This is a genomic window from Sphingomonas sp. (assembly GCF_965227385.1).
In the GTDB taxonomy this organism is placed as follows: Bacteria; Pseudomonadota; Alphaproteobacteria; order Sphingomonadales; family Sphingomonadaceae; genus Sphingomonas.
The window spans coordinates 1,752,185-1,770,328 of sequence record NZ_OZ245750.1; the positions used below are offsets into that span (position 1 = coordinate 1,752,185).

The 18,144-nt window shown below is 65.6% G+C and carries 13 protein-coding genes and 1 tRNA gene; 10 read left to right on the forward strand and 4 right to left on the reverse strand.

What is annotated here, in order from left to right:
- The first annotated feature begins 78 nt into the window (after nt 1–78).
- From ACO05N_RS08290 to ACO05N_RS08300, 3 genes are all read left to right on the forward strand, one after another.
- The gene (locus ACO05N_RS08290; RefSeq protein WP_422056643.1) at nt 79–1,173 is read left to right on the forward strand and encodes a TrbI/VirB10 family protein; all 1,095 of its coding nucleotides are present in this window, start codon (nt 79–81) and stop codon (nt 1,171–1,173) included.
- Nucleotides 1,174–1,242: 69 nt separating this feature from the next.
- Nucleotides 1,243–1,398 (forward strand): DUF2274 domain-containing protein, encoded by a 156-nt coding sequence (locus ACO05N_RS08295; protein WP_422058721.1) that lies wholly within the window; start codon nt 1,243–1,245, stop codon nt 1,396–1,398.
- Nucleotides 1,395–1,607 carry a helix-turn-helix domain-containing protein gene (locus ACO05N_RS08300; protein ID WP_310037721.1) on the forward strand — a complete coding sequence of 71 codons (213 nt, stop codon included), beginning with the start codon at nt 1,395–1,397 and terminating at the stop codon, nt 1,605–1,607. The genes ACO05N_RS08295 and ACO05N_RS08300 overlap by 4 nt, the downstream gene beginning before the upstream one ends.
- 1 nt (nt 1,608) lies before the next feature.
- Here ACO05N_RS08300 and ACO05N_RS08305 read toward each other — a convergent pair whose 3' ends face one another.
- The 4 genes from ACO05N_RS08305 to ACO05N_RS08320 all read right to left on the reverse strand — a co-directional run bounded on the left by ACO05N_RS08305 (nt 1,609) and on the right by ACO05N_RS08320 (nt 6,716).
- Complete coding sequence (locus ACO05N_RS08305) at nt 1,609–2,841, reverse strand: tyrosine-type recombinase/integrase (RefSeq protein ID WP_310038482.1); 1,233 nt, start codon at nt 2,839–2,841, stop codon at nt 1,609–1,611.
- Between the two features lie 173 nt (nt 2,842–3,014).
- Nucleotides 3,015–3,101: transfer RNA gene (locus ACO05N_RS08310), tRNA-Leu, on the reverse strand.
- A 97-nt stretch (nt 3,102–3,198) separates the two neighbouring features.
- A complete protein-coding gene (locus ACO05N_RS08315) occupies nt 3,199–4,413 on the reverse strand; it encodes an MFS transporter (protein ID WP_422056644.1) in 1,215 nt (404 codons plus the stop codon).
- 38 nt (nt 4,414–4,451) lie between these two features.
- Complete coding sequence (locus ACO05N_RS08320; protein WP_422056645.1) at nt 4,452–6,716, reverse strand: beta-glucosidase; 2,265 nt, start codon at nt 6,714–6,716, stop codon at nt 4,452–4,454.
- 215 nt (nt 6,717–6,931) lie between these two features.
- Here ACO05N_RS08320 and ACO05N_RS08325 point away from each other — a divergent pair, with 215 nt between their 5' ends.
- From ACO05N_RS08325 to ACO05N_RS08355, 7 genes are all read left to right on the forward strand, one after another.
- On the forward strand, nt 6,932–9,943 hold the full coding sequence (locus ACO05N_RS08325) for a TonB-dependent receptor (RefSeq protein ID WP_422056646.1): 3,012 nt from the start codon (nt 6,932–6,934) through the stop codon (nt 9,941–9,943).
- Nucleotides 9,944–10,040: 97 nt separating this feature from the next.
- Nucleotides 10,041–11,570, forward strand: coding sequence for a tryptophan halogenase family protein (locus tag ACO05N_RS08330; protein WP_422056647.1), 1,530 nt, complete (start codon nt 10,041–10,043; stop codon nt 11,568–11,570).
- Nucleotides 11,567–12,283 (forward strand): SapC family protein, encoded by a 717-nt coding sequence (locus tag ACO05N_RS08335; protein ID WP_422056648.1) that lies wholly within the window; start codon nt 11,567–11,569, stop codon nt 12,281–12,283. Before ACO05N_RS08330 ends, ACO05N_RS08335 begins: the two co-directional genes overlap by 4 nt.
- The gene (locus ACO05N_RS08340) at nt 12,276–13,307 is read left to right on the forward strand and encodes a cupin-like domain-containing protein (RefSeq protein WP_422056649.1); all 1,032 of its coding nucleotides are present in this window, start codon (nt 12,276–12,278) and stop codon (nt 13,305–13,307) included. Before ACO05N_RS08335 ends, ACO05N_RS08340 begins: the two co-directional genes overlap by 8 nt.
- 8 nt (nt 13,308–13,315) lie before the next feature.
- Nucleotides 13,316–14,803: a tryptophan halogenase family protein gene (locus tag ACO05N_RS08345; protein WP_422056650.1), complete on the forward strand. Its 1,488-nt coding sequence runs from the start codon at nt 13,316–13,318 to the stop codon at nt 14,801–14,803.
- Nucleotides 14,804–14,810: 7 nt separating this feature from the next.
- Nucleotides 14,811–15,857 carry a LacI family DNA-binding transcriptional regulator gene (locus tag ACO05N_RS08350; RefSeq protein WP_422056651.1) on the forward strand — a complete coding sequence of 349 codons (1,047 nt, stop codon included), beginning with the start codon at nt 14,811–14,813 and terminating at the stop codon, nt 15,855–15,857.
- 147 nt (nt 15,858–16,004) lie between these two features.
- Complete coding sequence (locus ACO05N_RS08355; protein WP_422056652.1) at nt 16,005–17,639, forward strand: DNA methyltransferase; 1,635 nt, start codon at nt 16,005–16,007, stop codon at nt 17,637–17,639.
- The last annotated feature ends 505 nt before the right edge of the window (nt 17,640–18,144 follow it).

Consider the following 18,144-nt stretch of genomic DNA (forward strand, 5'->3'; position numbering starts at 1 on the left):
CCCGGCAAGGTTGATCCGGAAACACTGGCACTTCGCGCCCAGCCTGCGCGGGCGATCCGTTTCAAGCGCGGTGCCATCGTGGCGATCGCGGCGCTCGGCTCCGTCAGCCTTGTCGCAACCGTCTGGGTTGCGCTCAGGCCATCCAATCTGCAGCTCGTAGGCCAGACTGACGATCGGACAATTATTGCGAAGCCCCCTACCGACGCGCTCAGCGCACTTCCGGGCGGCTATGGCGACGTACCCAAGCTCGGACCGCCGCTGCCTGGTGATCTCGGCCGACCCATTCTCGAGCATCGGCGCGCAATGGGAATCGAGCCGGTGGCGGAAGAGGCAGCCCGGGCCGATCAGGCGGCAGCAACCGAACGTGAGCGGCGCGTTGCTGAAGTGAGGGCTGCGCGAGAATCCGGGTTGCTCGTGCAGTCGGGCAGCCGTCCAATCCCGACCGCTGAGGCTCAGGCAGCATTGCCTCTGGCACCGGTGGAAAGCGCCGATGCGCCGCGGCCTGTGGTCAACCCGGACCGCGATCCCAACGCCCAGCAGCGCAAGGTCGATTTTGTGGCCACGCGCGATTCCAGCGGCGACGTCAACGGTGATCGGCTGATCCCACCTGCATCACCAAATATGCTTTCCGCCGGCAGCGTGATCGCCGCGGGTCTGATCACCGGGCTTAGGTCAGATCTCCCCGGCCTTGTCACCGCCCAGGTCACCGAACGGGTCTATGACAGCGCAACCGGCTCCATCCTGCTCATTCCGCAGGGCGCTCGGCTGATCGGCAGCTATGATAGCGTCGTAGCGTACGGGCAGAAGCGCGCGCTGATCGTGTGGCAGCGGATCATATTGCCCGACGGCCGCTCGATCCGGCTCGATAATGTCCCCGCGACCGACCCGTCGGGCTATGCGGGACTAGCCGACAAGGTCGATTTCCACACTTGGACGCTGCTCAAGGGCGTCGCGATTTCAACGCTGTTGGGAGTTGGTGCCAACCTCTCCTTCTCCGGTGAGAGCGATCTCGTCCAAGCAATTCGGGAATCGACCCAGCAGAATGTCTCCCGCGCAGGAGACCAGATCACGTCGCGCAACCTGCAAGTTCAGCCGACCATCACAATCCGACCCGGCGCCCCTGTTCGGCTGGTCGTCCATCGCGACCTGATTCTCGCGCCCTGGCGCGGTTAGGAGACAAGGAGGCCAACCCTTAAGCTCACCAAGCTGCCTGATCGCACGCCGATCAAGCTCACCATCACCATCACGCCGGACCTGAACCAGTTGCTGACGGACTACGCGGAAGCCTATCGGGATGCCTATGGTCAGTCGGAGCAGGTGGCTGACCTGATCCCCTACATGCTCCGCTCCTTTCTTGAGAGCGATCGCGGTTTCAGCCGCGGGAAGGCGAAATCATGACTTCACCCTCCCTGCCAACGCGGAACCATGAGCATGGCGGTGTCGCGATCGAGCCATTGTCGGTGCGGATCGCGACAGCGGTCCAGATCACGGGGATCAGCCGGTCCCGCATTTATGAGCTTATCCAGTCCGGCGATCTTGAGACTGTGAAGGTCGGTCGGTCGACGCTCATACCCTATCGCAGCCTCAAGGAGCTCGTCGGCGGCTAGCCTATCGTCGACCGCCTCCGCTCCCGAAGATCGGACGAAAAATTGCTGCGCCGTCACGCAGCTGGTCAAGATGGTCCGACCAGTGCTGCATCATTCGGACTCGCTCCTCCCAATATTCTCCCCGCGTGTAAGCGCGGCGCACCGCGCTGCCGTCGAGGTGAGCGAGCTGCTTTTCAATCGCATCGGGGTTCCAGATGCCCATCTCGTTGAGCAGCGTTGCTGCCATTGCGCGAAAGCCGTGCGCGGTCATCTCCTGTTGACTGTAGCCAAGCCGGCGAAGCGCTGCGTTGATCGTGTTCTCCGACATCGGCTTGTCCGCCGACCTGAAGGACGGAAACAGGTATTTTCCATGCCCGGTGAGCGTATGTAGGTGATCGAGATGCGCCATGACCTGTCGGGACAGCGACACCCGATGCGGGCGGCGCATTTTCATTTTCTCCGCCGGGATCGACCAGATCGCATTCTGCGCGTCAATTTCGGCCCATTCGGCCTTGCGCAACTCTCCTGGCCGGACAAACAAGTACGGCGATAGCTGAAGTGCGACCGCGGTAATCTCGTGGCCAGTGTAGCCGTCGATCGCGCGCATCAGCGCACCAGCTTCCTTCGGTGTCGTGATGGCTGCAAGGTGCGTGACCTTGGGCGTGATGAGGGCACCGCGAAGGTCGGCCGCTACGTCGCGATCTGCTCGGGCGGTTGCGATGCCATAGCGAAGAACGCGGCTGAGTACGCTGCGCATCCGGCGGGCGCTCTCGTAGCGGCCCGTTGCCTCCACCTTGCGCAACACGGATAGAACGTCCTGTGCAACGACCTTTGAGATCGGCAGGTTGCCGATCGTGGGATAGGCCATGCCCAGCAGCCAGCGAATCTTCTCCAGCGTGACAGGCGCCCGACCTTCCCGTTCGATCTTGTCGAGCCATTCCTCGGCTACTGACTTGAACGTATTGTCGGCTGCGATCTTCTCCGCGATTCGGGCGTGTCTCCTTTCCGCGCACGGATCGAGTCCCGCGGCGATCTGCTCTTTCGCTTCGATCCGTCGCTGGCGTGCCGCTGCAATTCCCACCTCGGGCCAGGCGCCGAAATAGAGGGTCTTCTGCCGACCGAGGTGACGGTAATTCATGCGCCAGAGCTTCGCGCCGTTCGGCTGTACGAGAAGGTAAAGCCCCTCGGAGTCGGCTACCTTGTAGGCTTTGTCCCTGGGCTTAGCGTTGGTGATCTGGATGTGGTTCAGTGCCATGATGGTGCTAGCTCCAAAGGGCTCGCCGGCACCATCAAAAACACCATCATTTTGATGGTGCTGCCGATGGATTCGGGTGGATGAGCCCGGATTCCATTCGGCGATTTTCACTGAAAATATGCTGTAAAACCAGCTGCTTACTGGACCTTCCCGGACGTTGCCGGAAAGGCCTCTGGTGCCCAGAAGAGGACTCGAACCTCCACGACCTTGCGATCGCCAGCACCTGAAGCTGGTGCGTCTACCAATTCCGCCATCTGGGCACGGGGTAGGCGAGCGCCTCTACGGGGGCGTCCGGGGGCTGTCAACCGGCTTGCCCGGCAAATTCGCATGACGGTTCGATTTTTTCGCCGCCGTCGCTCAGCGCTGCTGACGAATTGCCGTGACCAGGATGCCCCCGGCCAGCGTCAATATCGCGAGCAGCAGCATGACAGGGCCGAAATCGCGCGGGGTCGACAGCGCCCAGGCGAGCGCGGGGCCGATCAGCGCGGGGAGGGTGTTGGTCAGATTGATGAGGCCCAGGTCGCGGCCCCTATTCTGCGCGCTGGGCAGGAGTTGCATGGCGAAACCGGAATGGATCGACAGGAACACCGATGACCCCAGCGCATAGAGCGCGAAGGCCGGCGCGGCGACCGACCAGTCGCGGGCGACAGCCAGACCGAGCAGACCGATCGCCGCCACCGCCGCAGCAGCGAGCAGGAACGGCTTGCGCCGCCCGATGCGGTCGGACCAGCGGCCCAGCAGCACAGCGACGGGCAGGGGAAGCAGATAGGCGATCGTCATCAGCTGGCCGATCGGGCCGACCTGCTTTGCGGCGGACAGGCCGGGATCGATGCTCACGAAATAATAGACGAGATAGAGCGACAGGACATTGCCGGCGATCTGAACCAGCAGCCGCGACACCCAGGCAATAGCCAGGTCGCGCCCCGCGAGACGCCGCGGCGCGTCCGGCGCAGGGTCCGCCGCCGCCCGCGCCGGCACGCGCAGCAGCGGAGCGACACAGAGCAACACCATTGCGTAGACGAAGGCGAGGCGGGCACCGTCGGTCGCAAAGCCGATGCCGATCATCACCGCTCCCACCGCCGACGCCAGCGGCGAACCGAGCGCGATCAGCCCGCCGGCCAGCCCCATCTGCGCGCCAGGCACCTCATCGGCCATGATGGCGAACAGCGGGGCAAGCAGCGCGTTGACCGCAACCTGGAACAGGATGACGGCGATCAGAATCGCGACCGGCGTCTGCGCCAGCGCGACGGTCGCAAATGATGCCGCGAGCAGAATTAGGCCCAGCGCCGCCCAGCGCCGTCGTCCGCCGCCGCGCGCGCGCGTGCGGTCGCTGGCCCAGCCGAATGCGATGTTGGCCAGGCTGGCGGCGATGGCACCGGCGATCACCGTCGCGGTGAACAGGCCGATGCGCGCCTCGCCCGCAATCTCAGCGATCTTGACCGGCAGCATCAGGCTGAGCAGCGGGAGAAACGCGATCACGCCCCCTGCATTGGCGAGCGCGACGAGCAGGATGAATCCCATCCCGCGCCGCGTCGCGCTCCCTGTCGCCTGATCGCCCGTCACCCGCTCCACCAGATCGGGCGCGTTGAAGGCCGCCCGTTTTTCGATGGCTAGGGCTTCATCGTCGCCGCGTCGAGCGTCGTGGTGAGCGTCATCGACCGATCCGTCGCATCGCGGGCGATGGCGACGCGATAGCTGCCCCCCGCGATCCGCCAGCCGGGCAGGCTGATGTCGTAATCGGCGAGGATGCGCGGCTCGGCCGTCAGCGTCACGCGGCGCGATTCGCCGGGGTTGAGCATCACGCGATGGAACCCGGCGAGGCGCATGGGCTTGCCCGACCCGTCACGGGTTACGTAGAGCTGAGGTACGTCCGCGCCGGCGCGATGGCCGGTGTTTGTCACGGTGAAGCTGACGGTCAGCGTCTTGCCCCCGCGCACCTGCGGCTGGGCATAGGCGAAGCTGGTGTAGCTGAGGCCATGGCCGAACGCGAACAGCGGCTTGTTGCCCTGCCGTTCGTACCAGCGATAGCCGACGTCGCTGCCCTCCTGATATTTGACCGGGAAGGTCTTGAGGCTGAAATCGCCGCCCGCCGCCGGGTTCGACGCGGCATCGCGCTCAAGGCCGGTGAGCAGGTCTAGGCCGACCGGGGTTGGACGCGGTGCCTGGGCCTCGCGCGCAGGGAAGGTGATCGGCAGGCGACCCGAGGGATTGACCTTTCCGGTCAGGATGTTCGCGATCGCCTCGCCGCCGCGCTGGCCGGGGTACCAGGCCTGGACCACGGCGGGGACCGCTTCGATCCACGGCATCGTCACCGGGCCGCCGGTGGTCAGCACGACCACGGTCTTTGGCTGCACGTTCGATACCGCGCCGATCAGCGCGTCCTGATGGTCGGGCAGGCGCAGATTGGGGACGTCATCCGCCTCGGTCGTCCATTGCGTGGCGAAGACGATGACGATGTCGGCCTTTGCCGCAGCCTCCAGCGTCGCATTCATGTTGCGGCCGTCGGTAAACTCGATCTGCGCACCGGGCGCGGCCTTGCGCAGCGCGGCGAGCGGGGAGGAGGCGTGGTACGTGATCCGCGCAAAGGATGCCGAGCCGCCATAGGCGAGCGGGATCTCGATCGGCGCGCCGCCGACCGAGCGGACCTGGCTCGATCCGCCGCCCGACAGGACGCCCACATCCGCGCCGCCGCCGATGATCAGGATCTTCTTCGCGCTCGCCGCCAGCGGCAGGATGCCGCCATCATTCTTGAGCAACACGATGCCCGCTTCGGCGGCGCGCCGCGCGACGTCGGCGTTGGCGACATAGTCGATCGGCTGGGCGGTGGCGGGGGCGGGGGTATCGAACGCGCCGGTCAGGATCAGGCCGGTCAGGTAGCGCGCGACCATGTCGTTCAGGCGCGCCATCGGCACTTCGCCCTTCTCGACCGCGGCTTTGAGCCGCGCGTCGAAGAACATCGCCTTGTCCAGCTCCTGCCCGGATTGCTGGTCGAGCCCGGCATTCGCCGCCTTGACGGTCGAGTGGACGCCACCCCAATCGCTCATCACCCAGCCGGGATAATTCCAGTCGCGCTTGAGCACGGTATTGAGCAGGAAGGAGTTTTCCGACGCCCAATGGCCATTGACCTTGTTGTACGCGGCCATCACCGATCCGGGCTTGCCCTTCTCGATCGCGATCTGGAACGCGAGCAGGTCGCTTTCGCGCAGTGCCGCCTCGTCGATCTGCGCGTCGAGGACCATGCGACCCGTTTCCTGCGCGTTGAGCGCGAAATGCTTGATCGTAGAGACGATGCGGTTCGACTGGACCCCCGCGATATGCGCACCGGCCAGTTCGCCGGCGAGCAGCGGGTCTTCGCCCAGATATTCGAAATTGCGCCCGCCCCATGGGTCGCGGGTCAGGTTGACGCCCCCCGCGAGCAGGACGTTGAAGCGCTTGGCGCGCGCCTCCGCCCCAATCATCGCGCCGCCCGCGCGGGCAATCTCGGGGTCAAAGCTGGCGGCGGTGGCGAGGCTGGAGGGCAGGGCGGTGGCGACATCGCCCTTGCGCTGCTCGACCTGGTTGGCGACGCCGAGCGAGGCATCGCTTTCGCGGACCAGCGGAATGCCGACGCGCGGCACGCCGTCGATGTGCCCCGCCGACGGGATCAGCTCTTCCTGCGTCTTGCCCCCGGCCATCGGCGGGAACAGGCCATGGACCAGCAGGATCTTTTCATCGAGCGTCAGCTTCGCGACGATGGCGTCGGCGCGGGCGCGTGCTTGTTTCGCCGATTGGGTAGTGGAGGCGACCGATTTCGGCGCCTGCTGCGCCACGCTGGCCCCGCTAGTGAGCGCGCCGATGGCGGCCGCGGACATGAGTGCGGCGATCATTTTCGACATCGAACTTCCTCTCCGGATCAGTGCGCCGAGCGTTCGCCGCCCTGCTGTCAACTCCCAGACAGCATAGATTGAGAACGTTCACAATAGCAGATTTGCGCGCTTTCAGCTTGTGCATGGCAGGATCGAGGGCGCTTGACAACGTTGTACAACGGGTTCAAGTGAACGTTCTCAACAGGCGAGCGCGAATGGCGCGCCGTAACGGGGAGGATTGGGAAATGCGTGACCTTAAGGCACGCGCGCTTTCGCGACTGGTAATCGGCGTTTCGACGCTGGCAATCGCGACCGCGCCGGCATTCGCACAAGATACTGACGCTGCTGCTCCGGCCGAGGAGGGCGAGGAAATCGTCGTCACCGGCATCCGCGCCAGCCTTCAGGCGGCGGTGGATATCAAGCGCGACGCGCAGGGTGTGGTCGACGCGATTTCTGCCGAGGATATCGGCAAATTCCCCGACACCAACCTCGCCGAATCGCTCCAGCGCATCACCGGAGTGTCGATCGACCGCCAGAATGGTGAGGGTTCGACCGTCACCGTCCGCGGCTTCGGTCCCGAATATAATCTGGTGACGCTGAACGGGCGCCAGATGCCGACATCGACCCTGGGCGACGGCGCCAGTGCGCCGGCTTCGCGCTCGTTCGATTTCGCGAACCTCGCCTCGGAAGGCATTTCGGGCGTCGAGGTCTACAAGACCGGCCGCGCGGCGGTCGCTTCGGGCGGCATCGGTTCGACCATCAACATCAAAACGCCGCGCCCGCTGGACCGTCCCGGCATGCGCGGATCGGTGTCGGTCAAGGGCGTGCTCGACACGTCGATCAACGGCGAGGACAAGGTCACGCCCGAAGTATCGGGCATCTTCAGCACGACATTCGGCGGTGAGGGGCAGTTCGGCATCCTCGTCTCGGGCATCTATCAGAAGCGCAATGCCAGCGTGAACACCGGATCGGTGGCGTTCGGCAACTCGTTCCTCGGTAACGAGAATGACTGGGGCACGCTTGGGCCGGAGGGGCCCAATGTGATCAACCGCCCGGGGCCCAACGATGTATACGAGATTCCGCAGGAAACCTCTTACTCGCTCACCGATATCGAGCGCGAACGCATCAACGGCCAGGTCGTGCTGCAGGTTCGTCCGACCGAATCGCTGACCGCCACGCTCGACTTCACCTATTCGCGCAACAAGGTGGAGGCCCGCACCAGCGGCGTCGGCGTCTGGTTCAACTTCGGCGACACCAGCACCGAATGGACTGACGGCCCGGCCGCCGGCCCGGTATTCTATACCGAGCGATTTGGCCCGGGTAAGGACCTGTCGTACAGCGGGTCGCTGACCGCAAACCAGTCGGAGAACAAGTCGTTCGGCGGCAATCTGCGCTGGGACGCGCCGGGCGGGGTCACCATCACGCTCGACGGCCACCATTCGACCGCGGAGTCGAAGCCGACGAACAAATACGGCACCAGCGTATCGGTGGGCTCGGCGATCTTCGGCGTCGCATCGCAGACGGTCAACTTTACTCACGACCTTCCGGTGCTGTCGGTTACGATGCAGCCCGGGATCGATCCGCTCAACGCGGCGCTGGTCAACGCCACCGGAAATTCGTTCCGCAACGCCTATTTCCGGGACGAGATCAATCAGGTCCAGCTGAGCGGCCGCTACGATCACGATGGCGGGTTCCTCGACTCGATCGACTTCGGCTTCTCGTTCGTCGAGAACAAGGTGCGTTCGGCCTATGGCTTTGTTCAGAACGACACTTGGACCGGCCTCGGGACGCCAGCTGACCTGCCCGACGATCTGTTCGAGCTCGTAACGCTGCCCGACAAGTTCAAGGGCGTCGACGGCGCGAATGCCGGGATGCTGCCGGCCTATCTCCGCTTCGATTTCGAGCGGATGGTGGGTATTCTGAACAGCAAGTTCGGCGTGTGCGGTGGCGATAACGACTGTCTCGCCCCGTACGAAGCGGATCGCCGTATCCAGGAAAAGACGATCTCGCCATTCGTGCAGGTCAACACCAGCTTCCCGGTCGGCGAGCGCGACGCGCATATCATCGCCGGCGTCCGGTACGACCAGACTACGGTGTCGTCGTCCGCGCTCACCCCGATCGCAACCGGGGTGGTGTGGCGCGCCGCCGGCGAGTTCAACGTCCTTTATCGGGAAGACGGTCAGGGTAATCTTGTCCGCGATTTCCAGACGACCAAGGGCAGCTACCAGAATTGGCTGCCGGCGATCGACTTCGACATCGAGCCGATCGACGGAGTCAAGCTGCGCGCGTCCTATAGCCACACCATCACGCGTGCGGACTATAACAGCTTGCAGGGCGGCCTGACGCTGAACCGTCAGTTTGGCATCACCGGCGGTGGCGGTCTTCAGGGCAACCCGAACCTGGTGCCGTTCCTGTCGCGCAACATCGACCTGTCGGCGGAGTGGTATTACGCTCCGGCAAGCTATGTGTCGGTCGGTTATTTCCGCAAGAAGGTGAAGAACTTCATCAACTCGCAGGAGATCGACCAGTCGGCGTTCGGTTTGCGCAATCCCGCGGATGGACCGCGCTTCCGTGCGGCGCAGGCAGCACTCGCTGATCCTGCCAACCCGAATGCACAGATCGATGTCGTCAGGATCCGTGACTACATCCTGCGCAACTTCCCTGGCCAGGGCACGGAAGTGACCGGCAGCTCGACCGTCCAGAATCCGGACGGCTCGTCGACGACCTATCTGAACGGCAACATCTTCGGACTTCCCGAGGACGGTCTGGTCAATTTCAAGATCGGTACCCCGTTCAACTCGGACCAGACGGCGACGCTCTATGGCTTCGAGTTCGCGGTTCAGCATGCTTTCTGGGACACCGGCTTCGGTGCGCAGCTCAACTACACGATCGTGCGTGGCGATGCCGAGTTCGACAATGCCGCCAACCCCAATATCGGCCAGTTCGCACTGGCGGGGCTGAGCGACAGCGCGAACGCGGTCCTCTACTACGACAAGGGCGGGCTGCAGGCGCGCGTCGCGTATAACTGGCGTGACAAGTTCTACGCCGGCGGCAACCCCAACCCGACCTATGTCGAAGCCTATGGCCAGTTCGATGCCAGCATGAGCTACGAGTTCATTCCCGGACTCACCGCTTTTGTCGAAGGCATCAACCTGACCGGCGAAGGGCGCCGCGGTCACCGCCGTAACGAGAACATGGTGACCTTCGCCCAGCCCGGCTTCGCCCGCTACATGGGCGGTGTCCGCTTCAACTTCTGACCTCCCCCCCCAAGGCCACCCTCGTTCATTCGAGGGTGGCCCTTTTTTCATCGGGGATGCACAAGTCGGGGCGTCACTGAAGCAAACGGAAAACACGGTGGAGCAGGAAACGGTCCGGATCGTCGTCGTCGGTGGGGGAACCGCCGGATGGCTATCGGCATGCCTGCTCGCCGCGCGCGTGCCCGGCGCATCCATTACCCTGGTCGAATCCCCCGATGTCGCGACGATCGGCGTGGGCGAGGGTACCTGGCCGACGATGCGTCGCACGCTGCAGGCGATCGGGCTTGACGAGGCGGAGTTCCTGCGCGCCTGCGATGCGTCGTTCAAACAGGGTTCGCGCTTTATCGGCTGGGCCAGCGGTGCGCCGGACGACAGCTATTACCACCCCTTCACCCCGCCGGTCGATCCGGACGCCCGCGCGCTGGTGCGTGGCTGGCACGATGCCGCCGGGGATCAGGCGTTCGCGCCCGCCGTGTCGGTTCAGCCGCGCATCTGCGACCTCGACCTCGCCCCGCGCCAGCGGGCGATGTCGGGCTATGCCGGTGCGCTCAACTATGCCTATCACCTCGACGCGGCGAAGCTTGCGGCGCTGCTGGCGCAGCATGGGGTGGAGAAGCTTGGCGTGCAGCATGTGCGCGCGCATGTCACCGGGGTCGATGCCGACACTGCGGGCGATCTGCGCGCGGTGCAGACGCGGGAGCAGGGGGCGATTGCGGGCGACCTGTTCATCGACTGCACCGGCCATGCCGCGCTGCTGATCGACCGGCATTTCGGCGTGCCGTTCGTCGATCGCGGCGACGTGCTGTTCAACGATCGCGCGCTGGCGGTGCAGGTGCCGGTCGATCCCGACAGCCCGATCCGGTCACAGACCGACGCGACCGCGCATGACGCGGGCTGGATCTGGGACATCGGCCTGCCCACCCGGCGCGGCGTGGGCTGCGTCTATTCCTCCGCCTTTATCGATGACGATGCTGCTGCGGGGGCGCTGGCGCGCTATCTCGGCCGCGATCCCGGCGATCTCGGCGCACGCGCACTGCGCTTCCGCTCCGGCCATCGTGCCGAGTTCTGGAAGCGCAATTGCGTCGCGATCGGGCTCTCGGCAGGCTTTCTCGAGCCGCTTGAGGCATCGGCGATCGTATTGATTGAATTGTCCATCAACGCGCTGATCGACGGCTTCCCCGCCGACCGCGCGGCGATGGACATTCAGGCGCGCCGCTTCAACGCGCTTTTCCGCTATCGCTGGGACCGCATCGTCGAGTTCCTCAAGCTCCATTATGTGCTCAGCCGCCGCGACCAGCCTTATTGGCGCGCACATCGCGACCCGGCCTCGATCCCGGATCGGCTGAGCGAGCTGCTTACGCTGTGGCGCCACCAGCCGCCGTCGATCGCCGATTTTCCGGCGGTGGACGAAATCTTTCCCGCCGCCAGCTACCAATATGTCCTCTATGGCATGGGCCATTCCGCGCCGCCGCCCGGCCCGGTCGCGGTCGATCCCGATGCGGCGATCCGCGCCATGGCCCAGACGGCGCAGCGCGGCCGTGCGCTCGCCGCCAGCCTTCCCACCAACCGCGCCTATCTTGACGCGTTGCGCACCGCCGCGCCACGCAGGGCGCTGGAGACCCTATGACCGACCATCAGCTGCTGACACCCGAAGCCCATGCCGATCTGCGCGTCCATCGCGATCGCGGCGCAAGCTATGGCGATGCGGTCATGTCGTGCGTGACCGTGCCCGATGAGTTTCGCCAGGTGCAGGCGCATTACCCGATTCTGTTCCGCCGCAATATCGAACGCGACGAGGTGGTGGCCGTGGCGCTGTTCGGGTTTGAGGAAGGCGAGAACCTGTTCCTTGCGGGGGATCGCTGGGACGCGGGCTATGTTCCGCTGGCGATCGACATCCAGCCTTTTCTGATCGGCGGCGCGCCCGAAAGCGACGCGGCGAAGCAGGTGTGCGTCGATCTTGCCAGCCCGCGCATCGCCGCCGGTGAAGGCGTGCGGGTGTTCGACGAATTTGGTCGCCCCAGCCCCTATCTCGAAACCGTCGCCGAGCAACTGGGCGCGCTCGATGCCGGGTGGCAGGGGGCTGCCAGCTTCTACGCCGCACTGCGCCGCCACGATTTGCTCGAACCGCTGACGTTCGAAATCACGCTGGACGATGGCTCCACCCATCGGCTGGTGGGTTTCCACGCCGTCAACGAAGACCGGCTGCGCGGCCTCGACGCCGCGGCGCTGGGCGACCTGCATGGCGAGGGGCATTTGATGCCGCTGTTCATGGCGGTCGCGTCGATCGGCAACATCGCGGCGCTGGTCGACCGCAAGAACCGGCAGATCGCCGATGGCTGAGGCCGATCCGGGCGCCCTGGCGGGCCTGGCGGCGGTGCCCGAGGTCGCGGTGGCCGATACCGCCGCGCTCGACGCACAGCTGCGCGCCGCCACCGCGCCGTTCGTGGTGCGCGGGCTTATGCGCGACTGGCCGCTGGTGCAGGCCGGGCTGGAATCGGGTCGCGCCGCGCGCGACTATCTGCTGCGCCGCCGCCGCGATACGCGTTTTACCGTTTCGGTTGGCCAGCCGGGTAGCGACGGGCGCCTGTTCTACGATGCGGCGATGGGCATGAACTTCGCGACGGTGCGTGCCAAGCTGCCGGAGATTTTCGCCAAGATCGACGAGACCGAGGGCGATCCCGCCGCGCCGCCAATCTATCTCGCCTCGATCGACGTGCATGACTTTTTCCAGGGGCTGCACGAGGCGAACCATGTCGATCTGGGTGATCGGCAATGCCTTGCCAGCATCTGGATCGGCACGCGCACGCGCATCGCGGCGCATAACGACATGCCGGCGAACCTCGCCTGCGTCGCCGCCGGGCGCCGCCGCTTCACGCTGTTTCCCCCCGAACAGTTCCGCAACCTCTATCTCGGCCCGCTCGACAACACGCCCGCCGGACGCGCGGTCAGCATGGTCGATTTTCGCAATCCCGACTTCGCCGCGCATCCGAAATTCCGCGAAGCGCTGGCGCATGCACAGGTGGTCGAGCTCGAGCCGGGCGACGCGCTGCACATCCCGTCGATGTGGTATCACCATGTCGAGGGGCTGGAGCCGTTCAACATCCTGCTGAACTATTGGTGGCGCGAAACGCCCGCATGGCTCGGCCAGCCGCAGGATGCGCTTAACCACGCGCTGCTTGCGATCCGCGATCTGCCGCCGGCGCAAAAAGCGCATTGGCGCGACCTGTTCGACCATTATGTGTTTTCCAATGACGAAGCCGTCACCGCGCATATCCCGGAAGGCGGGCGCAGCATCCTCGCGCCCCTGACGCCCGAAACCGCGTCGCGCATCCGTACCTTCCTGCTGCGGCAGCTCAGCCGATGAGGACTCCCATGATCAAGCGCATTGTCGTCGCCGGGGGCGGCACCGCCGGATGGATGGCCGCCGCCGCGCTGGCGCGCACCATGGGCCACACCGTCGCGGTCACTCTGGTGGAATCCGAGGCGATCGGAACGGTCGGCGTTGGCGAATCCACCATCCCCCCGCTCGTTACCTACAACCGCCTGCTCGGCATCAACGAGGCCGAGTTCATGCGCGCCACCCAGGCGACGTTCAAGCTGGGCATCCTGTTCGACAATTGGAAGCAGCCGGGCGACCGCTATTTCCACAGCTTCGGCTATACCGGAAAGGACCATTGGGCCGCGGGGTTCCAGCATTACTGGCTCGAAGGTCGCGCGCGCGGGCACACCCAGTCCTATGACCATTACTGCCTGGAGCTGGCCGCCGCGCTGCAGAGCAAGTTCGCGCAGCTGCCCGACAACAAGGTCAATTACGCCTATCAGCTCGATTCGGGCCTCTACGCCCGCTTCCTGCGCCAGATGGCCGAGGGGGACGGCGTCACCCGGATCGAGGGCAAGATCGCCCGCGTCGCGCTGGATGGCGAAAGCGGCGACATTGCCGCGCTGGAGCTGGACGGTGGCCGCCGGGTCGAGGGCGACCTGTTCCTCGACTGCACCGGCTTTCGCGCGCTGCTGATCGAAGGCGCGCTGCACGCCGGTTACGACGACTGGACCCACTGGTTGCCCTGCGACAGCGCGATCGCGTTGCAGACGCCCAATGTCCGCCCGCCGGTCCCCTATACCCGCGCGATGGCGCATGACGCCGGCTGGCAATGGCGCATCCCGCTGCAGCACCGCACCGGCAACGGCATCGTCTATTGCAGCCGCTATCTCGACCATGACGCCGCGCTCGAACGCCTGCTCGGCAATCTCGAGGGCGAGCCGCTGACCCCGCCTAACAAGATCCGCTTCCAGACCGGCGCGCGGCGCAAGCAATGGCACCGCAACTGCGTCGCGATCGGCCTGTCGGGCGGGTTCATGGAGCCGCTCGAATCCACCTCGATCCACCTGATCCAGCGCGCGATCCTGCGCCTGATCCGGATGATGCCGCAGGGCGCGATCAGCCCGCGCGACATCGCCGAGTTCAACGACCAGCAGTTCCAGGACATGGAACAGATCCGCGACTTCCTGATCCTGCACTACAAGGTCACCGACCGCCGCGACTCGCCCTTCTGGCGGCAATGCGCCGCGATGGAGGTGCCGGACAGCCTCGCGCAGAAGATCGAACTGTTCCGCGACACCGCCCGGGTCTTCCGCCGCAACGAGGAGCTGTTCGCGGAGAATAGCTGGGTGCAGGTGATGCTGGGGCAGGGGATCGAACCCCAGTCATGGCACCCGGTCTCGGGCAAGCTGACCGACGATGAGCTCGACCGCCTGCTCGGCATGATCCGCCAGGACGTCAGCCGCACGGTCGCGGGTCTGCCCGCCCATGCCGATTATGTCGCGCGCTATTGCGGTGCGGCCGAACCGCAGGCAGCCTGATCCACGCATGGCACGACGCAAGCAGGCAGTCACGATCAAGCATGTCGCAGCGGACGCCGGGGTCTCGCTGCAGACGGTAAGCCGCGTCATCAACAAGGAGCCGAATGTCCGGCCCGAAATGATGGCGCGGGTGCGGGAATCGATCGCCAAGCTCGGCTATGTCCCGTCGATCGCGGCGCAGCGGATGAGCGGGTCGCGCTCCTACCTGATCATGGCGCTCAACGACCGCGAGCGGACGATCCAGGGGTGGAAGTCGCGCGAGGGCACCGACTGGGTCGATCAGATGCTGCTCGGCGGGATGCTCACCTGCGCCGAACATGGCTACCGCCTGATCGTCGAGCTGGTCGACACGCATAGCGACCATATCGAGCGCGAGCTGTCCGCCGCGATCGCCGCGCTCCAGCCCGACGGCGTGCTGCTGACTCCGCCGCACTCGGCCAATGCGGAGATCATCGCGCTGCTCGACGCGGCGGGGATCGATCTGGCGCGGATCGGCTCGCTGGCGCCGGGGCCGGGGTTCCGGTTGACCATGGGCGACGATCTGGCGGCGGCGATGGCGACGCGGCACCTGGTCGAACTGGGTCACACGCGGATCGGCTTCATCGCCGGGTCCCTCGAATATGAACTCAGCGGCTGGCGCGTCGATGGCTGGCGCGCGGCGATGGACGAGGCAGGGCTGTCGACTGAAGGCATGCTGGCGCAAGGCGATTTCAGCATCGAATCCGGCCGTGACTGCGCGCCGCAGCTGATCGACGCCGGGGCGACCGCGATCATCGCCAGCAACGACCAGATGGCGCTGGCGACGCTGGAGGTGGCGCGCGCCCGCGGCCTGTCGGTGCCGCACGACCTCTCGGTGGTCAGCTTCGACGACACCCCGGTGGTGCGCTTCTCACACCCGCCGCTGACCGCGGTCGAACAGCCGATCGCCGCGGTCACCGCACGCGCGGTCGAGCTGATCATCGGCGCGCGCGCCTGCCGCGCGGCGCACGACACGCCTGTCGTCGTAACCCCTTCGCTGACCGTGCGTGAGTCCACCGCGCCGCCGCGATCGTAACGCAACCGATCCAAAGCTGGGGCGATCTCGCCCCATTCCCGACGCATCTCCGTTCGTCGAGATAAGCACCACCGCCCTAAGCTGCAGCCGCAGCAATTGGGTCCGCAACGGATGGGATCATCGCCCCGAAGCGTGCATGTTCCGCTAATGTTCCCGAACCGCATGGCGCGGTGGGAGGAGCGGGTGAACGTTGCCAACTCCCTGTTCTACGGGGACAATCTCGATGTGATGCGGGCGCATTTCCCGGACGGTTGCGTCGATCTCGTCTATCTCGACCCGCCGTTCAACTCGAACGCCAGCTACAATATCCTGTTCCGCTCACCGACCGGCAGCGACGCCGACGCACAGGTTCAGGCGTTCGAGGACAGCTGGCACTGGAACGACGCGGCGGAGGATGCCTTCGATCAGGTGATGCAGAGCGGGCACAGCAAGGCGTTCGACCTGCTTGCCGCCTTCCGCAGCGCGCTCGGCACCAACGACATGATGGCCTATCTCGCGATGATGGCGATCCGCCTGATCGAACTGCACCGCGTGCTCAAGGCGGAGGGCAGCCTCTATCTCCACTGCGACCCGACCGCGAGCCATTACCTCAAACTGTTGCTCGACGCGGTGTTCGGCGCCGAGCGCTTCCGCAACGAGATTACGTGGAAGCGCACCGCGGCGCATAGCGATGGCGGGCGCTATGGGCGCAACACCGACACGATCCTGTTCTATTCAAAGGGCGCGAAGCCGCGCTGGAACCCGCTCTTCACCCCCTATGAAGCCGAGTACGCCGCGCGCTCCCGCAACCGCGATCCTGACGGGCGGCTGTGGATGGACGACAATCTGACCGCCAAGGGTCTGTCGGGCGGCGGCTACAGCTACGCGTACAAGGGTGTGACCTCTTACTGGCGCATGCCGGTCGAGACGATGGAGCGGCTGGACCGGGAGGGGCGACTGCACTTTACCCGCACCGGCGGCATCCGGCTCAAACGCTATCTCGACGAAGCGCGCGGATCGCCGGTGCAGGCGCTGTGGACCGACATCCCCGCGCTCAATTCGCAGGCGCAGGAGCGGCTGGGTTACCCGACGCAAAAGCCGATCGCGCTGCTCGAGCGGATCATCGCCGCATCGTCCGACCCCGGCGATCTGGTGCTCGATCCGTTCTGCGGCTGCGGCACCGCGGTGCATGCGGCGGAAAAGCTCGGGCGGCGCTGGGCCGGGATCGACGTCACCCACCTCGCGATCGGCCTGATTGAAAAGCGGATGCGCGCCGCCTTTCCCGGCGTAGCGTTGCGGGTCGAGGGGACGCCGCGCGACTGCGCCGCCGCTGCCGATCTCGCCCGGCGCGACCCCTATCAGTTCCAATGGTGGGCGGTGGCGATGATCGACGCGGTGCCGTTTGGCGGGCGGCGCAAGGGCGCGGATGGCGGGATCGACGGCATCATCTATTTCCGCCCCGAACGCCGCCAGACCGCGCGGGCGCTGGTGTCGGTCAAGAGCGGCGAGCGCGTCGGCGTCGGCGTGGTGCGCGACCTCCACTCCGCAATGGAGCGCGAACGCGCCCCGATCGGCGTGATCCTCACCCGCTCGCCCCCCTCCGCCCCGATGCTGCGCGAAGCGGCGGCGTTGGGGCGATTCCATAGCGAGGCGACCGGGCGGAGCTATGCGCGGATGCAGATCCTGACGGTCGAGGAGCTGTTCCGGGGGCGGCGACCGGACATTCCGCTGGTGGACCACGCCGCAGCGTTCCGCACGGCGCCGAGGGAGCGGGCGGGCGGGGAGCAGGCGGTCTTGATTTAGGGGGGCGGCAACAGGTCTTCGGTGGGTACTGGCTCCCGCTCCAGGGCATCCACCAGAACCATAGCGGAGGTGCTGTGTTCTTATCGTTTGCCCAATATGCGTAGTCGCCTTCGCCCCGTCGCACGTCTCGCAGCCCAGTGAGAAGGTCGTCTATGCGCTCGCTCCCGACGCGGAGCAAAAGGCGGTCATCTTCCTCGACCAATCTCAGATCCGGAAAGAGCGGATCGTAAACTAGCGTGAGTGGCCCAAGCGCTTCCTTCGTCGGCTCTCCAAAATTTGGAACTCCCCAGATCGGCTGTGTAGGTTTGGTGATCGCAATTGTTCGCCGTCTAGTCTCGGCGACGCGTCGCATCGCCTCGACGAGCTGGGTCAAGCTGTCGCAGGCCTCGTCTTCAGCCGTAAAGTGCCAGCCCTGACGCTTCGTGAGGTGTTGGGGGTATCGCCACAGGTAGACACGCCCAGTCTGTTTCCATGCGTTTACCGGGTCGCTCATATAACCACACTA